We start from the raw sequence: 13,855 nt of genomic DNA, 5'->3' as shown, positions 1-13,855 counted from the left end.
AGAGCCTACCGGCGCCCTACCGTCGCGTAGGGTCGAAGCGTGGCCTTCACTGGGGTGTACACAGGGGACGTGACCGACCACCTGGTCGGCGTCTTCCGCGACCCCGCGATCCTGATCGGCATCCCGCTGGCACTGCTCGGCGCCGTCTTCATGTCGTTCGGTGCGCAGTACCAGCACCGCGGCGTCGTCAAGGTCGGGCGCCTGACCGGAGTGTCCGGCAGCAGCGGCCTGACGGTGCGGCACTTCCTCAATCTGCTCCGCCGGCCGTCGTGGGTGTTCGGCACGCTCATGCTCGGCGCCGCGGTGATCTCCCAGCTCACCGCTCTCGCGTTCGCCCCGCTGATCCTGGTCCAGCCGCTGGGTGCGATCTCGCTGGTCATCACGACGCTGCTGAACGCGCGCCTGAGCGGCCACAAGCCGACCGGAAAATCGGTCACGTCGATCATCGCGTGCGTGGGCGGCATCTTCGTCTTCGTCACGATCGCCGCGCTGTTCGCGACGGACACACCGGTGAGCGACCTGCAGCTGCTCATCATCCTCGGTCTGCTCGTGGTCATGCTGGTCGCTCTCGTCACGGTCTGGCTGCTCGTGCGGCGCAAGACGCATCCGCTCTTCTACGTCGTGGCATCCGGCGTGCTGTACGGCTTCGTGGCGACCCTCGCGAAGACCGTGATCACGCGACTGCAATCGCAGGACGTCAACTGGCTGACCATCCTGTGCGCCGTCGGCCTCGTCGCGGCCCTGGCGGTCGGCGCCTACTTCGTGCAGACCGCCTACGCCGTCGGGCCGCCCGACCTCGTGGTCGCCGGCCTCACAGTCATCGACCCCATGGTCGCGGTGCTCATCGGGCTGACGATCCTGCGCGAGGCGGAGACCGCGCCATGGCCGGCGCTGCTCGGGTTCGCCGTGGCCGGCCTCATCGCCGTGTACGGCGTGTTCTCCCTGGCGCGCAACCACCCCCAGGTCATCAGCGACAGCCAGCAGCTGCCGATCCGGCGCGGCGGGGACGACCCCTCCTGACCGGTCCGTCGCGGATGTCGGATGCCGGTGGCAGGATCTGACCCATGCCCGAGTCGCCGGAAGTCCAGGCCTTCGCCGAGTCCGTCGCGGCGCGTGTCGTCGGTCGCGGCGTCGACGCGTTCACGGTGCGCGACTTCCGCGCCTACAAGACCCGCGGGGTCGATCCGGGCGTGCTCGCGGGCGCCGTCGTGTCGCAGGTGCGCCGGCTCGGCAAGTACGTCGACGTCGTGACCGACCGCCAGCACCTCGTCGTGAGCTTCGGGCGGCACGGCTGGGGCGCGTGGCGAGAGACCGGGGCCGAGACGCCCCCGTCCGATCCGCCGGTCATCGCGACGATCGCCTTCGACGACCGCGCGGCGCTCGACCTCACCGACGCGGGTTCCTTCCGCAGCGCGGCCCTGTGGGTGGTGGCCGATCCGGCCGAGGTCGCTGCGATCGCGAGCCTCGGCCCCGATCCGGCCGATGCCGCGTTCTCGCAGTCCGACGTGGATGCCGCGACCGTGGGACGGCGCAAGCAGCTGAAGGCCGTGCTGCAGGAGCAGACGTCGTTCGCGGGCATCGGCAACGCCTATTCGGACGAGATCCTGTTCGCCGCCCGACTGTCGCCGACGATGCACGCCGCGCTCCTCTCCGACCAGCAGCGCGAGCGGCTCTTCCGAGCGATGACCGACGAGATCGGCGGCGCGATCGCCGCCCGCCGCGGCATCCCGATCGCCGATCAGAAGGCGACGAAGGTCGCGGCCATGCGCGTGCACGGGCGCGCCGGAGAATCCTGCCCGGCCTGCGGCGGCCAGATCGAGGACTTCACGTTCGCCGGCACGTCCGCGCAGTGGTGCCCGTCCTGTCAGTCGGCGGGGTGAATCCGTCGGGACATCTGTAGGGCGGGTGGGACTTGAACCCACGATCGTCGGGTTATGAGCCCGCTGCCTTGACCAGCTTGGCCACCGCCCCGCGGGGCCCACGGGCCCCGACCTTCGAGCCTACGGCACGGCACCCGTGTCCGCCGCGCCGTCGCCCGAGGTTCTAAGCGTCGTGGTGCTCGTGCTGGTGCGGGTCCTTCGCGGTGCCGCCGGCAGCCGGGTCGGAGGCCGGGGGAGCGCCCACCTCGTCGAGCACGTCGCCGCGCGAGTGCACGACGCGGCCTCCGACGATCGTGGTCTCGGCGAACTCGCCGAGGAGTCCCTGCGGGTCGCCCTCGTGCGCGTGCAGGTCGCCCGACCACACCACGAGGTCCGCGAGCATCCCCTCGGCGAGGGTGCCCACCTCGCGCTCCAGATGGAAGGCGCGCGCGCCGCTCCGCGTGTACGCCTCGAGGGACTGGTCGATGCCGACCCGCTCGGCCGTGGTCCACGCGTCGGTCCCGGCGAGCGTGGCACGGGTCGCCGCCGAGAAGACGCCGACCAGCGGGTCCATCTCGCCGACCTGCCAGTCGCTCGAGAACGACACCGTCGCGCCCGAATCGATGAGGCTCTTGAAGCGCCAGGCGCGGTCCCACCGCTCTTCGCCGATGTTCTCCATCCAGGTGCCCGCGACCAGGTCCGGAGACGCGTGCCGGGGCTGCATGGCGGCGACGACGCCGAGCCGGGCGAACCGGGACAGGTCGTCGGGGTGCAGGCACTCGACATGCACGATGCCGTGGCGGCGATCGGTCGTGCCGTTCGCGCGCTGCGCGTTCTCGATGGCGTCGAGGGCGAGGCGGATGCCGGCATCGCCGGTGGCGTGCGTGTGCGTCTGGAAGCCGAGCCGGTCGAGCTCCGTGATGACCTCCACGAGCTCCCGCCCGCCGCTGCCGGCGTAGCTCGGGCGTCCGCGACGGCCCGGCCGGTTCGCGTAGTCGTCGAGCATGAACGCGGTGTGCGGCTCGATGACGTCGTCGGAGTACAGCTTGAGCGGCCCGACCGTCAGCAGCGGGTCGGGCGTGAAGGTGTCGACGGTGTCGCGCAGCGTGCGCCGGAACGCACCGTCCGCACCGACCGGGTGGAACAGCTGGGCGATCACGCGGGAGGTCAGCAGCCCCGCCTGCAGAGCGCGTTCGAACAGGGGCAGCTCGGCCAGCGGCACCTGCGGCTCCACGGCCGTGGTGATGCCGACCGCGGTCGCCATCCGCATGCTCGCGAGGATCTTCTTGTAGCGCCGGTCGGGGGAGTACATCGGGATGTCGCGCTGCAGCTCCGCGAGGCCGCGCACGGTCATCGCGCTGGTGTAGAAGTCGGTCACCCACCCCGTCGGGGCACCGTCGTCGCCGCGTTCGGGCCGTCCCCACGCGACGTCCGTGCCGTCCGCGATGCCGAGCGCCCGCAGCGCGGAGTCGTTCAGCCAGACCGAGTGCTGGTCGTACGTGGTGACGAAGATCGGACGGTTCGCGGCATCCAACCCGCGCAGGTCGTCGGCGTTCGGGCGACGGTCGTCCACGATCGAGTAGACGGCGTTCTCCGCGCAGATCCAGCTGAGATCGGGGCGGGATGCCGCGAATCCGGCGATGCGGCGGCGCACCTCGGCGAGCGTGTGCGCGCCCTCGAGGCTCACGGCATCCTCGTCGAAGCCGAGGAGCAGATGGTTGTGGGTGTCGATGACGCCCGGCGTGACGGTGCGGCCCTCGGCGTTCACGACACGTTGGGCTCGCGGCGCCTCCGCGGCCGGTCCGACGAACGCGATGCGGTCGCCGGAGACGCCGATGGCGTCGGCCCAGGGCCGTGCGGGGTCGAACGTGCGCACACGTGCGCCGGTGAGCAGCAGGTCGAGCATGAGGGTCTCCAGGAATTAATTGACTCAAGTGTCAAAGAATACTCAACCGTCCCACGCATCTGGACTACTGTCAAGGGGTGGCGAGACCGAGACGGCAGGAGGAGAGGCGTGCGGCGCTCATCGAGGCGACGATCGCCGCGGGCGCCGAGCGCGGGCTGCGGTCGCTGTCGCTGACCGACGTCGCCGCGCGCGCCGGGCTGACCCGGGGCGCGGTGCTCTACTACTACGAGGATCTCGACGCCCTGCTCGTCGAGACCCACTCCGCAGGCGTCGCGCGCTTCTGCGATGAGCGGGATGCCGTGGTGGGCGCTCTCGACGACCCGCGCCGGCAGCTGGCCGTCGCCATCGAACGAGGCCTTCCGCACGGCCCCGATGACCATCTGATGCGGCTCCTCTACGAGTTCGACGTGCTCGCCGGGTCATCGGCCCTCCACGACGAGCAGGTGCAGCACATGTACCTGCGACAGCTGGCGACCTATCGGCGGGTGTTCGCCGCGGGCCGGGCGGCCGGCGTGTTCCGGTCGGGACTGTCCGACGACGAACTCGCGATGACCTTCGTCGCCCTCGAGGACGCCTACGGCCTGCACATCGTGGGCGGCAACGAGCTCATGACCGTGGCCGCCGCCACAGCCGCCATGCGTCGACTCGCCGCAGAACTGGGCTGCGCCCCGGCGTAGCCGCCGCCGTCACCGTCATCGCGCCACGCCGTGGAGTGACACGGTTGTGATTCCCGCCGTCCGTGCGCCATAATGGGCCCGACATAGCAGAACAGCCGTGGATGATCCGGTTCAGGTCGTAGGGGAAGACGCACCTGACGAAACGGAGAGACCATGGCTTCCACACAGGCGCGTGGAGTGGTTTACATCCACTCCGCGCCACGCGCGTTGTGCCCCCACCTGGAGTGGGCGGTCGGACGCGCTCTCGGACGTGCCGTCAACTTCGACTGGACCGACCAGCCCGTGCTGCAGGGATGCCGTCGCGCGGAGTTCTATTGGGAGGGCACCGCCGGCACCGGCGCCGCCCTCGCGACGGCGATCCGGGGCTGGGAGCACCTGCGGTACGAGATCACCGAGGACCCCTCGGCGCGCAGCGACGGCGGCCGCTGGATGCACACGCCGGACCTCGGCATCCACTTCGCGCAGACGGACACGGCGGGCAACGTCGTCGTCGGCGAGGAGCGCATCCGGTACGCCGTGGAGGTGTCGGCCGGTGACCCGGTGGAGCTGCTGCGCGAACTGGAGGTGGCGCTCGGGGCGGCCTGGGACGAGGAGCTCGAGCCGTTCCGGCACGCATCCGACGACGCGCCCGTCGTGTGGCTGCACAAGGTCGGCTGAGTCGGACCGCCGTCAGCGCCTGACAGAGGACTCAGACGGAGAGAGGCGCAACTACCGCATCCTCGGTGGGGTGTCCCGGGGGAGGGGAACGCGAATCGCCGCCTGACACGACAGAAGCCCCGGCAGCGGTGCCGGGGCTTCTGAGGTTTCAGGAGACGGTCACGCGGAGGCGAACGCCACCACGGCGTTGTGACCGCCGAATCCGAACGAGTTGCTGATCGCGAGCTGGTCGCCCGAGCCGAGGTCGAGGGACGTGCCGGAGATCGCGAACGGAACCTCCGGGTCCTGCTCGGTGAGGTTGATCGTGGGGGGCGCCACGCGGTCCCGCAGCGCGAGGATCGTGAACACCGCCTCCAGGGCGCCGGTGCCGCCGAGCAGGTGGCCGGTGGACGCCTTCGTCGCCGAGACCGGGATCTCGTCGACGCGCGAGCCGAACACCGTGCGCAGCGCCTGGTACTCGTTCGGGTCGCCGACGGGAGTGGAGGTGGCGTGCGCGTTGATGTGGGTGACGTCGTCGGGGGAGGCATCCGCCATCGCGAGCGCCTGCTCGACGGCGCGGGACGCGCCCTTGCCCTCGGGGTCGTTGGCGGTGATGTGGTACGAGTCGGCGGTGACGCCGCCGCCCACGACGTACGCGTAGATCCTGGCGCCGCGCGCCTTCGCGTGCTCCTCGGTCTCGAGGATGAGCGCGGCCGCGCCTTCGCCCATGACGAAGCCGTCGCGGTCGATGCTCGTGGGGCGGGAGGCGTGCGCCGGGTCGTCGTTGCGCTTGGACAGGGCCTGCATCGACGCGAACGACGCGATCGTGATGGGGTGGATCGCGGACTCGGTCCCGCCCGCGATGACCACATCGGCGAGGCCGTCCTGCAGGTGCTCCATCGCGTTCACGATGGACTCCGTGCTGGAGGCGCAGGCGCTCGCCACGGTTCGCGCGAAGGCGCGGGCCCCGAAATGCAGCGACAGGTTGCCCGCGGCCGCGTTCGGCATGAGCATGGGCACCGTCATCGGCATGACGCGGCGCGGGCCCTTCTCCTTGAGCGTGTCCCACGCGTCGAGCAGCGTCCACACCCCGCCGATGCCGGTCGCGAAGTCCACGCCGAGGCGGTCGGGGTCGACCTCGGGGGCGCCGGCATCCTCCCACGCCTCCATCGCCGCGACCAGCGCGAACTGGGAGGAGGGGTCGAGCCGCTTGGCCATCGGACGCGCGAGGACGGTTTCGGGGCGCACGAGGGCCTCGGCGGCGAAGGTGACGGGAAGCTGCAGCTCCTCGACCCACTCGTGCTCGAGGGTGCGGGTTCCGGAGGCCCCGCCCAGCAGGGCGGACCAGCTCTCGGGCGCGGTGCCCCCGATGGGGCTGGACGCGCCGATTCCGGTGACGACGATGCGGGATGCGCTCATTGAAGATCCTTGGTGAGGTTTTGCCGGTGGGGGCTCTCGCCCCCACCGGAGGGGTCACGCCTGGTTGGACGTGATGAAGGTGACGGCGTCGCCGACCGACTTCAGGTTCTTGACCTCGTCGTCGGGGATCGTCACGCCGAACTTCTCCTCGGCGTTGACGACGATCGTCATCATCGAGATCGAGTCGATGTCGAGGTCGTCGGTGAACGACTTCTCCATCGCGACCTCGTCGGCGGAGATGCCGGTCTCGTCGGTGATCAGCTCGGCCAGGCCCGCGAGGACCTCATCGTTGGTCAGTGCCATGTCTGCTCCTTGTGTGGAATGTACGGATGTCGGTGCGGCGGACCGGTCGGCCGGCAGCACCCGATTCAGTCTAGAGTTGCGGTTCCCGCGCTCACGGGAGCACGACGACCTGCGCGCCGAACACCAGTCCGGCACCGAATCCGATCTGCAGCGCGAGGCCTCCGGAAAGCTCCGGGTGCTCCTCCAGCAGCCGGTGCGCAGCGAGCGGGATCGACGCGGCCGACGTGTTGCCGGTCGTCTCGATGTCTCGGGCGATCGCGACGGTGTCCGGCAGCTTCAGCTGCTTGGCGAACTCGTCGATGATGCGCATGTTGGCCTGGTGCGGGATGAACGCAGCGAGGTCCGAGGGCTGGATGCCGGCGGCGTCGAGCGCCTGCCGGGCGACCTTCGCCATCTCCCAGACCGCCCACCGGAACACGGTGGGGCCCTCCTGGCGAAGCGTCGGCCAGGGCGCCTTGCCGTCGCGGAAGTCGACCAGGGTCTCGTTCATGCCCACGACGTCGGCCTTGGAGCCGTCCGAGCCCCAGATCGTCGGGGCGATGCCGGGGGTGTCGCTCGGGCCGATCACGGCGGCACCGGCGCCGTCTCCGAGGAGGAACGAGATGCTGCGGTCGGTCGGGTCGACGATGTCGCTGAGCTTCTCCGCACCCACGACGACGGCGTAGTGCGCGGCACCACCGCGGATGAGGGCGTCGGCCTGGGCGACCGCGTAGGCGAAGCCCGCGCAGGCGGCGTTCACGTCGTAGGCGGCGGCCGGGTTCGCACCGATCCGGTCGGCGACGATCGCCGACACCGACGGCGTCTGCTTGGGGTTGCTGATGGTGGCCACGATCACCGCGTCGACCTGCTTCGGGTCGACACCCGACCGCTCCACGGCCTCGAGCGCCGCGGCCGACGCCAGGTCGATGGCGGTCGTGCCGGCATCCGCGCGCACGCGCGTCACGATGCCGGTGCGCTGGCGGATCCACTCGTCGCTGGAGTCGATCGGGCCGACCAGGTCGTCGTTGGGCACGAAGTTCTCGCCCCGGGCGGCACCGTACGCGTAGATCCGCGTGTATGCGGGTCCCTGAGCCTGGTTGATGGTCGCGGTCATTCGGCGTCCCCTTCGAGCAGTGCGGCCGCAGCCGCGAGATCCTCCGGCGTCTTGACGGCCACAGCGGGCACGCCCTTCAGCGCACGTTTGGCGAGACCGACGAGGGTGCCGGCCGGCGAGAACTCGATGAGCCCGGTGACGCCGCTCTCGGCGAACGACGCCATGCACAGATCCCAGCGCACGGGCGAAGCCACCTGGGCGACGAGACGGTCGATCGCCGCCGTGCCGGATTCGAGCACCGAGCCGTCGAAGTTGGTCCACAGCGGCAGAGCCGGGTCGTTCGCCGCGACCTCGGAGGCCGCGGCGCGCAGCGTCTGGACGGCGGGCGCCATGTAGCGCGTGTGGAAGGCGCCGGCCACCTTGAGGGGCATGACGCGGGCCCGCTCCGGGGCGTCCGCCGCGAGCTCGGCGAGCTTGTCGAGGGCGCCGGCCGCGACGATCTGCCCGCCGCCGTTGTAGTTCGCGGGGGTGAGGTCGAGTTCGGCGAGGCGCTGCAGCACGGCCTCTTCGTCGCCGCCGAGCACGGCGCTCATGCCGGTCTCCTCGAGGGCGGCCGCCTCGGCCATGGCCCGGCCGCGGATGCCGACGAGTCGCATGCCGTCGGTCTCCGAGAAGACGCCTGCCGCGGCGAGGGCCGCGATCTCGCCGACGGAGTGGCCGGCGACGCCGGAGAAGGACGTCGTGGTGCGGGAGGCCAGCGCCGCGGAGGACAGCAGGCTCGCCGCGACGATGAGCGGCTGGGCGATCTTCGTGTCGCGGATGCGGTCGGCATCCCACTCGGTGCCGGCGGCGACGAGGTCCACCTCGGCGGCCTCGGAGTACGCGGCCAGGCGCTCGCGGGCGCCGTCGAGTTCGAGCCAGGGAGCGAGGAAGCCAGGGGTCTGCGAACCCTGGCCGGGAAAGACGGCGACGATCACGATTTCCATCCTGCCAGGCGGTCGAGACGAGGGTCGTGCATGACCTTCAGAAGAAATGGGGGTTCCGTTGTACGAAGGCGACAATCACCGCGGGCGCCGGGCGGGCGCCGGCCGGCGGCGTGTGGCATCCGGTCCGATCGCGCCGAGGATCAGCGCGGTCTGCAGGATGACGGCTTCGCGGGGGCCGGTGGCATCCCACCCGATCACCTCCGAGACGCGCTTCAGGCGGTAGCGCACGGTGTTCGGATGCACGAACAGCTCCCGCGCGGTCGCCTCGAGCGAGCGGCCGTTGTCGAGATACGACCACAGCGTCGTCACGAGGTCGGAACTGTGGGCCTGCAGGGGGCTGTAGATGCGGTCGACGAGGGTCTGCTTGGCCAGCGGGTCGCCGGCGAGGGCGCGCTCGGGCAGCAGATCGTCGGCGTCCACGGGACGCGGGGCATGCCGCCAGGCCTTGGCGACGGCGAAGCCCGCCAGCGCCGCCCGGGCGCTGCGGCTGGCGTCGACGAGCGCGGGAACCGCCGGCCCGAGCACGAGGTGCCCGGTGCCGAAGCCGGGTTCGAGGCGCGCGGCGATCTCGGCGAACGGCAGCTCGGACGAATCATCCGCGGTGCCCGACGGGCCGTGGGTGCGGCCGACCACCAGCACGAGCCGGGAGCCCTGCACGCCGATGGGCACGTCGACGCCGAGCTTGCGCGCGGTGCGGCGCAGCTGGTCGACGTCGAGCTGCGCGGGGGTGGTGCCGACGAGCACGACGACTTCGCCGTGCCCGTGCCACCCGAGGGCGGCGATGCGGCTCGGCAGCTCCTCGTCGGCTTCGCCGGTGAGGATCGAATCCACCACGAGGGCTTCGAGACGGGCGTCCCAGAGCCCACGGGCCTCGGCGGCGCGCGCGTAGACGTCGGCGGATGCGAAGGCGACCTCGCGCGAGTAGAGCAGGATCGCCTCTCGGAGGTGCTCTCCCATGCCGGCCACGCGCTCCTCGGTCACCTCCACGGTGACCCGGATCAGCTGCAGGGTCTGCTGCAGGCTGACGCTTCGCAGCAGCTCGCGCGGGGCAGCTGCGAAGATGTCGGACGCGATCCAGGGGGTCGACCCCGGATCCTCGTACCACTGGATGAACGACGTGATGCCCGCCTGCGCGACCAGCCCCACGGCGGAGCGGCGCGCAGGCGGCATCTCGGCGTACCACGGAAGCGTGGACTCGAGCCGCTGCAGGGTGGCTGTGGCGAGATCTCCCGAGATCCGCCGCAGCCAGCCGAGCGTCTCGGTCTTGTCCATCGCTTCCGTGGCGTCGGTCATGGCCGGATCAGGACTCTCCGCCGGCGTTGCCGCTGGTGCCCGCGTTCACGTTGTGCAGGTCGTACTTGCGGATGGCCTCGGCCGCCAGCGAGCGGTCGACCTTGCCCTCCTCGGCCAGGGCCTGCAGCGTGCGGACGACGATCGACGGGCCGTCGATCTTGAAGAACCGGCGGGCCGCGGCGCGCGTGTCGCTGAAGCCGAAGCCGTCGGCGCCGAGGGTCGCGAAGCGGTTCGGAACCCACGGACGGATCTGATCCTGCACGGCGTGCGAGAAGTCGCTCACCGCGACCACGGGGCCTTCGGCGCCCTGCAGCTTGTCGGTGATGTACGCGGTGCGCGGCGCTTCCTCCGGGTGGAGGAAGTTGTGCTCGTCGACGGCGAGGCCGTCGCGGCGCAGCTCGCCCCAGGAGGTGACCGACCAGACGTCGGCGACCACGCCCCAGTCGTCCTTCAGCAGCTTCTGGGCCTCGAGAGCCCACGGCACGCCCACACCCGACGCGAGGATCTGCGCGCGGTTGCCGTCGCCCTCGCCGGTCGAGATGCGGTGGATGCCGCGCACGATGCCGTCGACGTCCACGCCCTCGGGCTCGGCCGGCTGCACATACGGCTCGTTGTACACGGTGAGGTAGTACGAGACGTTCGGGTCCTCGTGCTCGCCGCCGTACATGCGCTCGATGCCCGAGCGCACGATGTGGGCGATCTCGTAGCCGTAGGCCGGGTCGTACGACACGATCGACGGGTTGGTCGACGCGATGAGCGGCGAGTGGCCGTCGGCGTGCTGCAGACCTTCGCCGGTCAGCGTGGTGCGGCCGGCCGTGGCTCCGATGATGAAGCCGCGCGCCATCTGGTCACCGGCGGCCCACATGGCGTCGCCGGTGCGCTGGAAGCCGAACATCGAGTAGAACACGTAGATCGGGATCAGCGGCTCGCCGTGCGTCGCGTACGACGTCCCGGTGGTCGTGTACGCCGCCATCGCGCCGGCCTCGTTGATGCCGACGTGGACGATCTGACCCTGCGGGCTCTCCTTGTAGGCCAGCAGCAGCTCGCGGTCCACCGACGTGTAGTTCTGCCCGTTCGGGTTGTAGATCTTCGCCGTCGGGAAGTAGGCGTCGATGCCGAACGTGCGGGCCTCGTCGGGGATGATCGGCACGATGCGGTGACCGAAGTCGGGCGCTCGCAGCAGGTCCTTGAGGAGGCGCACGAAGGCCATCGTGGTGGCGACCTCCTGGGTGCCCGAGCCCTTCTTCGGCAGTGCGTACGCCTTGTCGTCGGGCAGGGTGAGGCCGACGTGGTGGCTGCGGCGCTCCGGCAGGAAGCCGCCGAGCGCGCGGCGCCGCTCGAGCATGTACTGGATGGCCTCGTCCTGCGGTCCCGGGTTGTAGTACGGGGGCTGGTACGGGTTCTCCTCGAGCTGTGCGTCCGAGATGGGGATGTGCATCGAGTCGCGGAACAGCTTCAGGTCGTCCAGCGTCATCTTCTTCATCTGGTGCGTGGCGTTGCGACCGGCGAAGTGCGGACCGAGGCCGTAGCCCTTGATGGTCTTGGCGATGATGACGGTGGGCTGGCCCTTGTGCTCCTTGGCCGCCTTGAACGCCGCGTACACCTTGCGGTAGTCGTGGCCGCCGCGGCGCAGATTCCAGATCTGGTCGTCGGAGTAGTCCTTGACGAGCTCCAGGGCACGCGGATCCTTGCCGAAGAAGTGCTCGCGCACGAACGCGCCGTCCTCGGTCTTGTACGTCTGGTAGTCGCCGTCGGGCGTCATGTTCATGACGTTCACGAGCGCACCCGACGAGTCGCGGGCGAGCAGCTCGTCCCATTCGCGGCCCCAGATGACCTTGATGACGTTCCAGCCGGCACCGCGGAAGAAGCTCTCGAGCTCCTGGATGATCTTGCCGTTGCCGCGCACCGGACCGTCGAGGCGCTGCAGGTTCGCGTTGATGACGAAGGTCAGGTTGTCCAGGCCCTCGTTCGCGGCCACCTGGAGCTGACCCCGGCTCTCGACCTCGTCCATCTCGCCGTCGCCGAGGAAGGCCCACACGTGCGAGTCGTCGAGGTCCTTGATCCCACGGTTGGTGAGGTACTTGTTGGTCATCGCCTGGTAGATGGCGTTGATCGGGCCGAGACCCATCGAGACCGTCGGGAACTGCCAGTAGTCCGGCATGAGGCGCGGGTGCGGGTACGAGGGGAGGGCGTGCCCGGCGCGGGACTTCTCCTGGCGGAACCCGTCGAGATCCTCGGCGCTGAGGCGGCCCTCGAGGAACGAGCGGGCGTACATCCCGGGGGAGGCGTGGCCCTGGAAGAAGACCTGGTCGCCGCCGCCCGGGTGGTCGAGGCCCCGGAAGAAGTGGTTGTAGCCGACCTCGTAGAGCGAGGCCGACGACGCGTAGGTCGAGATGTGGCCGCCGACGCCGACGCCCGGACGCTGTGCGCGGTGCACCGTGAGTGCGGCGTTCCAGCGGATCCACGAGCGGTACTTGCGCTCGATCTCCTCGTCACCGGGGAACTCCGGTTCGTTCTCGGGAGCGATCGTGTTGATGTAGTCCGTGGTGGGGACCATCGGCACTCCGAGCTGGAGATCCTTGGACTCCTTCAGGAGGCTGAGCATGACCTCGCGGCCACGCTGGTGCCCCTTCGCCTCGACGAGCTGCTGCAGGGATTCCTGCCACTCCGCGGTTTCTTCCGGGTCGCTGTCGAGAGGGCCCTGTGAGTATGGATCCTGATCGTGAACAGTCACGGCTGACCTTTCTTCGATCTGGCAGGTCGTGCCAGAGATTCGGCTACAGATGCGCGTCCGCTTGTACAGTCGGCACAACGCACAATTGCACAGCCTAGCGAATTTGTGGACGGTCGACTATCTCGGATCTGTAGGATTGCGGGACGGGCCTTTAGCTCAGCTGGTAGAGCACCTGGTTTACACCCAGGTTGTCGTCGGTTCGAACCCGGCAGGGCCCACGATTTGTCGAGAACCTACATGACGGAGTCCCCGTGAACGCGACACCGACCGACCAGCGCCGGCTGCTGGATCTCGCCGAGATCGACACGCGCATGCGCCAGGCGGACCACGCCCGCAAGAACCCCGCGCAGGCCGCCCGCGTCCAGGAGCTGCTGGGTCGTCGGCAGGAGCTGAGCCGCGAGCTGGGAGCGCGTCAGGGCATCCGCGACGACCTGCGCCTGGAGCTGTCGCGGATCGAGGGGGACGTCTCGGTCGTCGATGCCCGCCGCGTCCGCGACGAGGGCCGGCTGCAGACCGTCACCAACCCGAAGGACGCCCAGGGGCTCGAGAGCGAGCTGGCCGCCCTCGCGCGCCGCAAGAGCGACCTCGAGGACGCCGAACTCGAGATCATGGAGCGGCTCGAGCAGGCCGAGGCGGCCGTCGCCGAGCAGGAGCAGGTGATCGCCGAGGTGAATGCGGAGGGGGCCGCACTGTCCGCCGCCGGCAAGACCGCGGTCGCCGAGGCCACCGCGGTCTACGAGGCGGCCGAACGCGACCGGTCGGCCATCGCGGCATCCGTCCCTGCGGAGCTCGTCGCGCTGTACGACCGCCTGGCCCTGCGCGGCGTCGGCGCGGCGCTGCTGCGCCGCCAGACGTGCGAAGGATGCCGCATGGTGCTCTCCGGCACCGACCTGCATGCGATCAGCGGGGCCGCCGGCGACGCCGTCGTGACCTGCCCCGAGTGCGGCTGCATCCTGGTGCGCACGGAGGAATCCGGCCTGTGAGCCGCGCGCTCCGCCGCGCATGAGCG

General features: G+C 70.3%; 12 protein-coding genes and 2 tRNA genes. 6 read left to right on the top strand and 8 right to left on the bottom strand.

The annotated features are described in order from the left end of the window. Positions 1 to 69: 69 nt before the first annotated feature. Together VJR25_RS09590 and VJR25_RS09585 are read left to right on the top strand one after the other, a co-directional pair. A complete protein-coding gene (locus tag VJR25_RS09590; protein WP_324114747.1) occupies positions 70 to 1,020 on the top strand; it encodes a DMT family transporter in 951 nt (316 codons plus the stop codon). Positions 1,021 to 1,064: 44 nt separating this feature from the next. After that, positions 1,065 to 1,880, top strand: coding sequence for a DNA-formamidopyrimidine glycosylase family protein (locus VJR25_RS09585; protein ID WP_324114746.1), 816 nt, complete (start codon positions 1,065 to 1,067; stop codon positions 1,878 to 1,880). 17 nt (positions 1,881 to 1,897) lie between these two features. Here the strand turns inward: VJR25_RS09585 and VJR25_RS09580 are convergent. Together VJR25_RS09580 and VJR25_RS09575 are read right to left on the bottom strand one after the other, a co-directional pair. Continuing rightward, positions 1,898 to 1,971 (bottom strand) — tRNA-Ile (locus VJR25_RS09580). A 72-nt stretch (positions 1,972 to 2,043) separates the two neighbouring features. Further along, entirely contained in the window at positions 2,044 to 3,765 is a 1,722-nt protein-coding gene (locus tag VJR25_RS09575) for an amidohydrolase (RefSeq protein WP_324114745.1), read from the bottom strand. Between the two features lie 77 nt (positions 3,766 to 3,842). On the opposite strand from VJR25_RS09575, the gene VJR25_RS09570 reads away from it, so the two are divergent. Both VJR25_RS09570 and VJR25_RS09565 read left to right on the top strand, forming a co-directional pair. Then, positions 3,843 to 4,442 carry a TetR/AcrR family transcriptional regulator gene (locus VJR25_RS09570; protein WP_324114744.1) on the top strand — a complete coding sequence of 200 codons (600 nt, stop codon included), beginning with the start codon at positions 3,843 to 3,845 and terminating at the stop codon, positions 4,440 to 4,442. A 153-nt stretch (positions 4,443 to 4,595) separates the two neighbouring features. Beyond that, positions 4,596 to 5,099, top strand: coding sequence for a DUF3145 domain-containing protein (locus tag VJR25_RS09565; RefSeq protein ID WP_324114743.1), 504 nt, complete (start codon positions 4,596 to 4,598; stop codon positions 5,097 to 5,099). Positions 5,100 to 5,258: 159 nt separating this feature from the next. On the opposite strand, the gene VJR25_RS09560 is transcribed toward VJR25_RS09565, so the two are convergent. From VJR25_RS09560 to aceE, 6 genes are all read right to left on the bottom strand, one after another. Then, complete coding sequence (locus VJR25_RS09560) at positions 5,259 to 6,497, bottom strand: beta-ketoacyl-[acyl-carrier-protein] synthase family protein (RefSeq protein WP_324114742.1); 1,239 nt, start codon at positions 6,495 to 6,497, stop codon at positions 5,259 to 5,261. Between the two features lie 54 nt (positions 6,498 to 6,551). Further along, a complete protein-coding gene (locus VJR25_RS09555; RefSeq protein WP_324114741.1) occupies positions 6,552 to 6,800 on the bottom strand; it encodes an acyl carrier protein in 249 nt (82 codons plus the stop codon). Positions 6,801 to 6,891: 91 nt separating this feature from the next. After that, positions 6,892 to 7,893, bottom strand: a complete 1,002-nt coding sequence (locus tag VJR25_RS09550; protein ID WP_324114740.1) for a beta-ketoacyl-ACP synthase III — start codon at positions 7,891 to 7,893, stop codon at positions 6,892 to 6,894. Next, positions 7,890 to 8,810: an ACP S-malonyltransferase gene (locus VJR25_RS09545; RefSeq protein ID WP_324114773.1), complete on the bottom strand. Its 921-nt coding sequence runs from the start codon at positions 8,808 to 8,810 to the stop codon at positions 7,890 to 7,892. Before VJR25_RS09545 ends, VJR25_RS09550 begins: the two co-directional genes overlap by 4 nt. Before the next feature lie 84 nt (positions 8,811 to 8,894). After that, complete coding sequence (locus VJR25_RS09540; RefSeq protein WP_324114739.1) at positions 8,895 to 10,112, bottom strand: helix-turn-helix domain-containing protein; 1,218 nt, start codon at positions 10,110 to 10,112, stop codon at positions 8,895 to 8,897. 7 nt (positions 10,113 to 10,119) lie between these two features. Continuing rightward, positions 10,120 to 12,846, bottom strand: a complete 2,727-nt coding sequence (gene aceE, locus VJR25_RS09535) for a pyruvate dehydrogenase (acetyl-transferring), homodimeric type (RefSeq protein ID WP_324114738.1) — start codon at positions 12,844 to 12,846, stop codon at positions 10,120 to 10,122. Between the two features lie 145 nt (positions 12,847 to 12,991). Here aceE and VJR25_RS09530 point away from each other — a divergent pair. Then, positions 12,992 to 13,064: transfer RNA gene (locus VJR25_RS09530), tRNA-Val, on the top strand. A gap of 33 nt (positions 13,065 to 13,097) precedes the next feature. Beyond that, positions 13,098 to 13,829 carry a zinc ribbon domain-containing protein gene (locus VJR25_RS09525; protein ID WP_324114737.1) on the top strand — a complete coding sequence of 244 codons (732 nt, stop codon included), beginning with the start codon at positions 13,098 to 13,100 and terminating at the stop codon, positions 13,827 to 13,829. The last annotated feature ends 26 nt before the right edge of the window (positions 13,830 to 13,855 follow it).

Source organism: Microbacterium sp. (assembly GCF_035277845.1).
Taxonomy (GTDB): Bacteria; Actinomycetota; Actinomycetes; order Actinomycetales; family Microbacteriaceae; genus Microbacterium.
This window is presented reverse-complemented; position numbering and strand designations above follow the sequence as displayed.

Bases quoted from the DNA above. Each gene is read 5' to 3' on its own strand.
- VJR25_RS09585 (WP_324114746.1), top strand. From the start codon at position 1,065: ATGCCCGAGTCGCCGGAAGTCCAGGCCTTCGCCGAGTCCGTCGCGGCG.
- VJR25_RS09575 (WP_324114745.1), bottom strand. From the start codon at position 3,765: ATGCTCGACCTGCTGCTCACCGGCGCACGTGTGCGCACGTTCGACCCC.
- VJR25_RS09565 (WP_324114743.1), top strand. From the start codon at position 4,596: ATGGCTTCCACACAGGCGCGTGGAGTGGTTTACATCCACTCCGCGCCA.
- VJR25_RS09560 (WP_324114742.1), bottom strand. From the start codon at position 6,497: ATGAGCGCATCCCGCATCGTCGTCACCGGAATCGGCGCGTCCAGCCCC.
- VJR25_RS09555 (WP_324114741.1), bottom strand. From the start codon at position 6,800: ATGGCACTGACCAACGATGAGGTCCTCGCGGGCCTGGCCGAGCTGATC.
- VJR25_RS09550 (WP_324114740.1), bottom strand. From the start codon at position 7,893: ATGACCGCGACCATCAACCAGGCTCAGGGACCCGCATACACGCGGATC.
- VJR25_RS09540 (WP_324114739.1), bottom strand. From the start codon at position 10,112: ATGACCGACGCCACGGAAGCGATGGACAAGACCGAGACGCTCGGCTGG.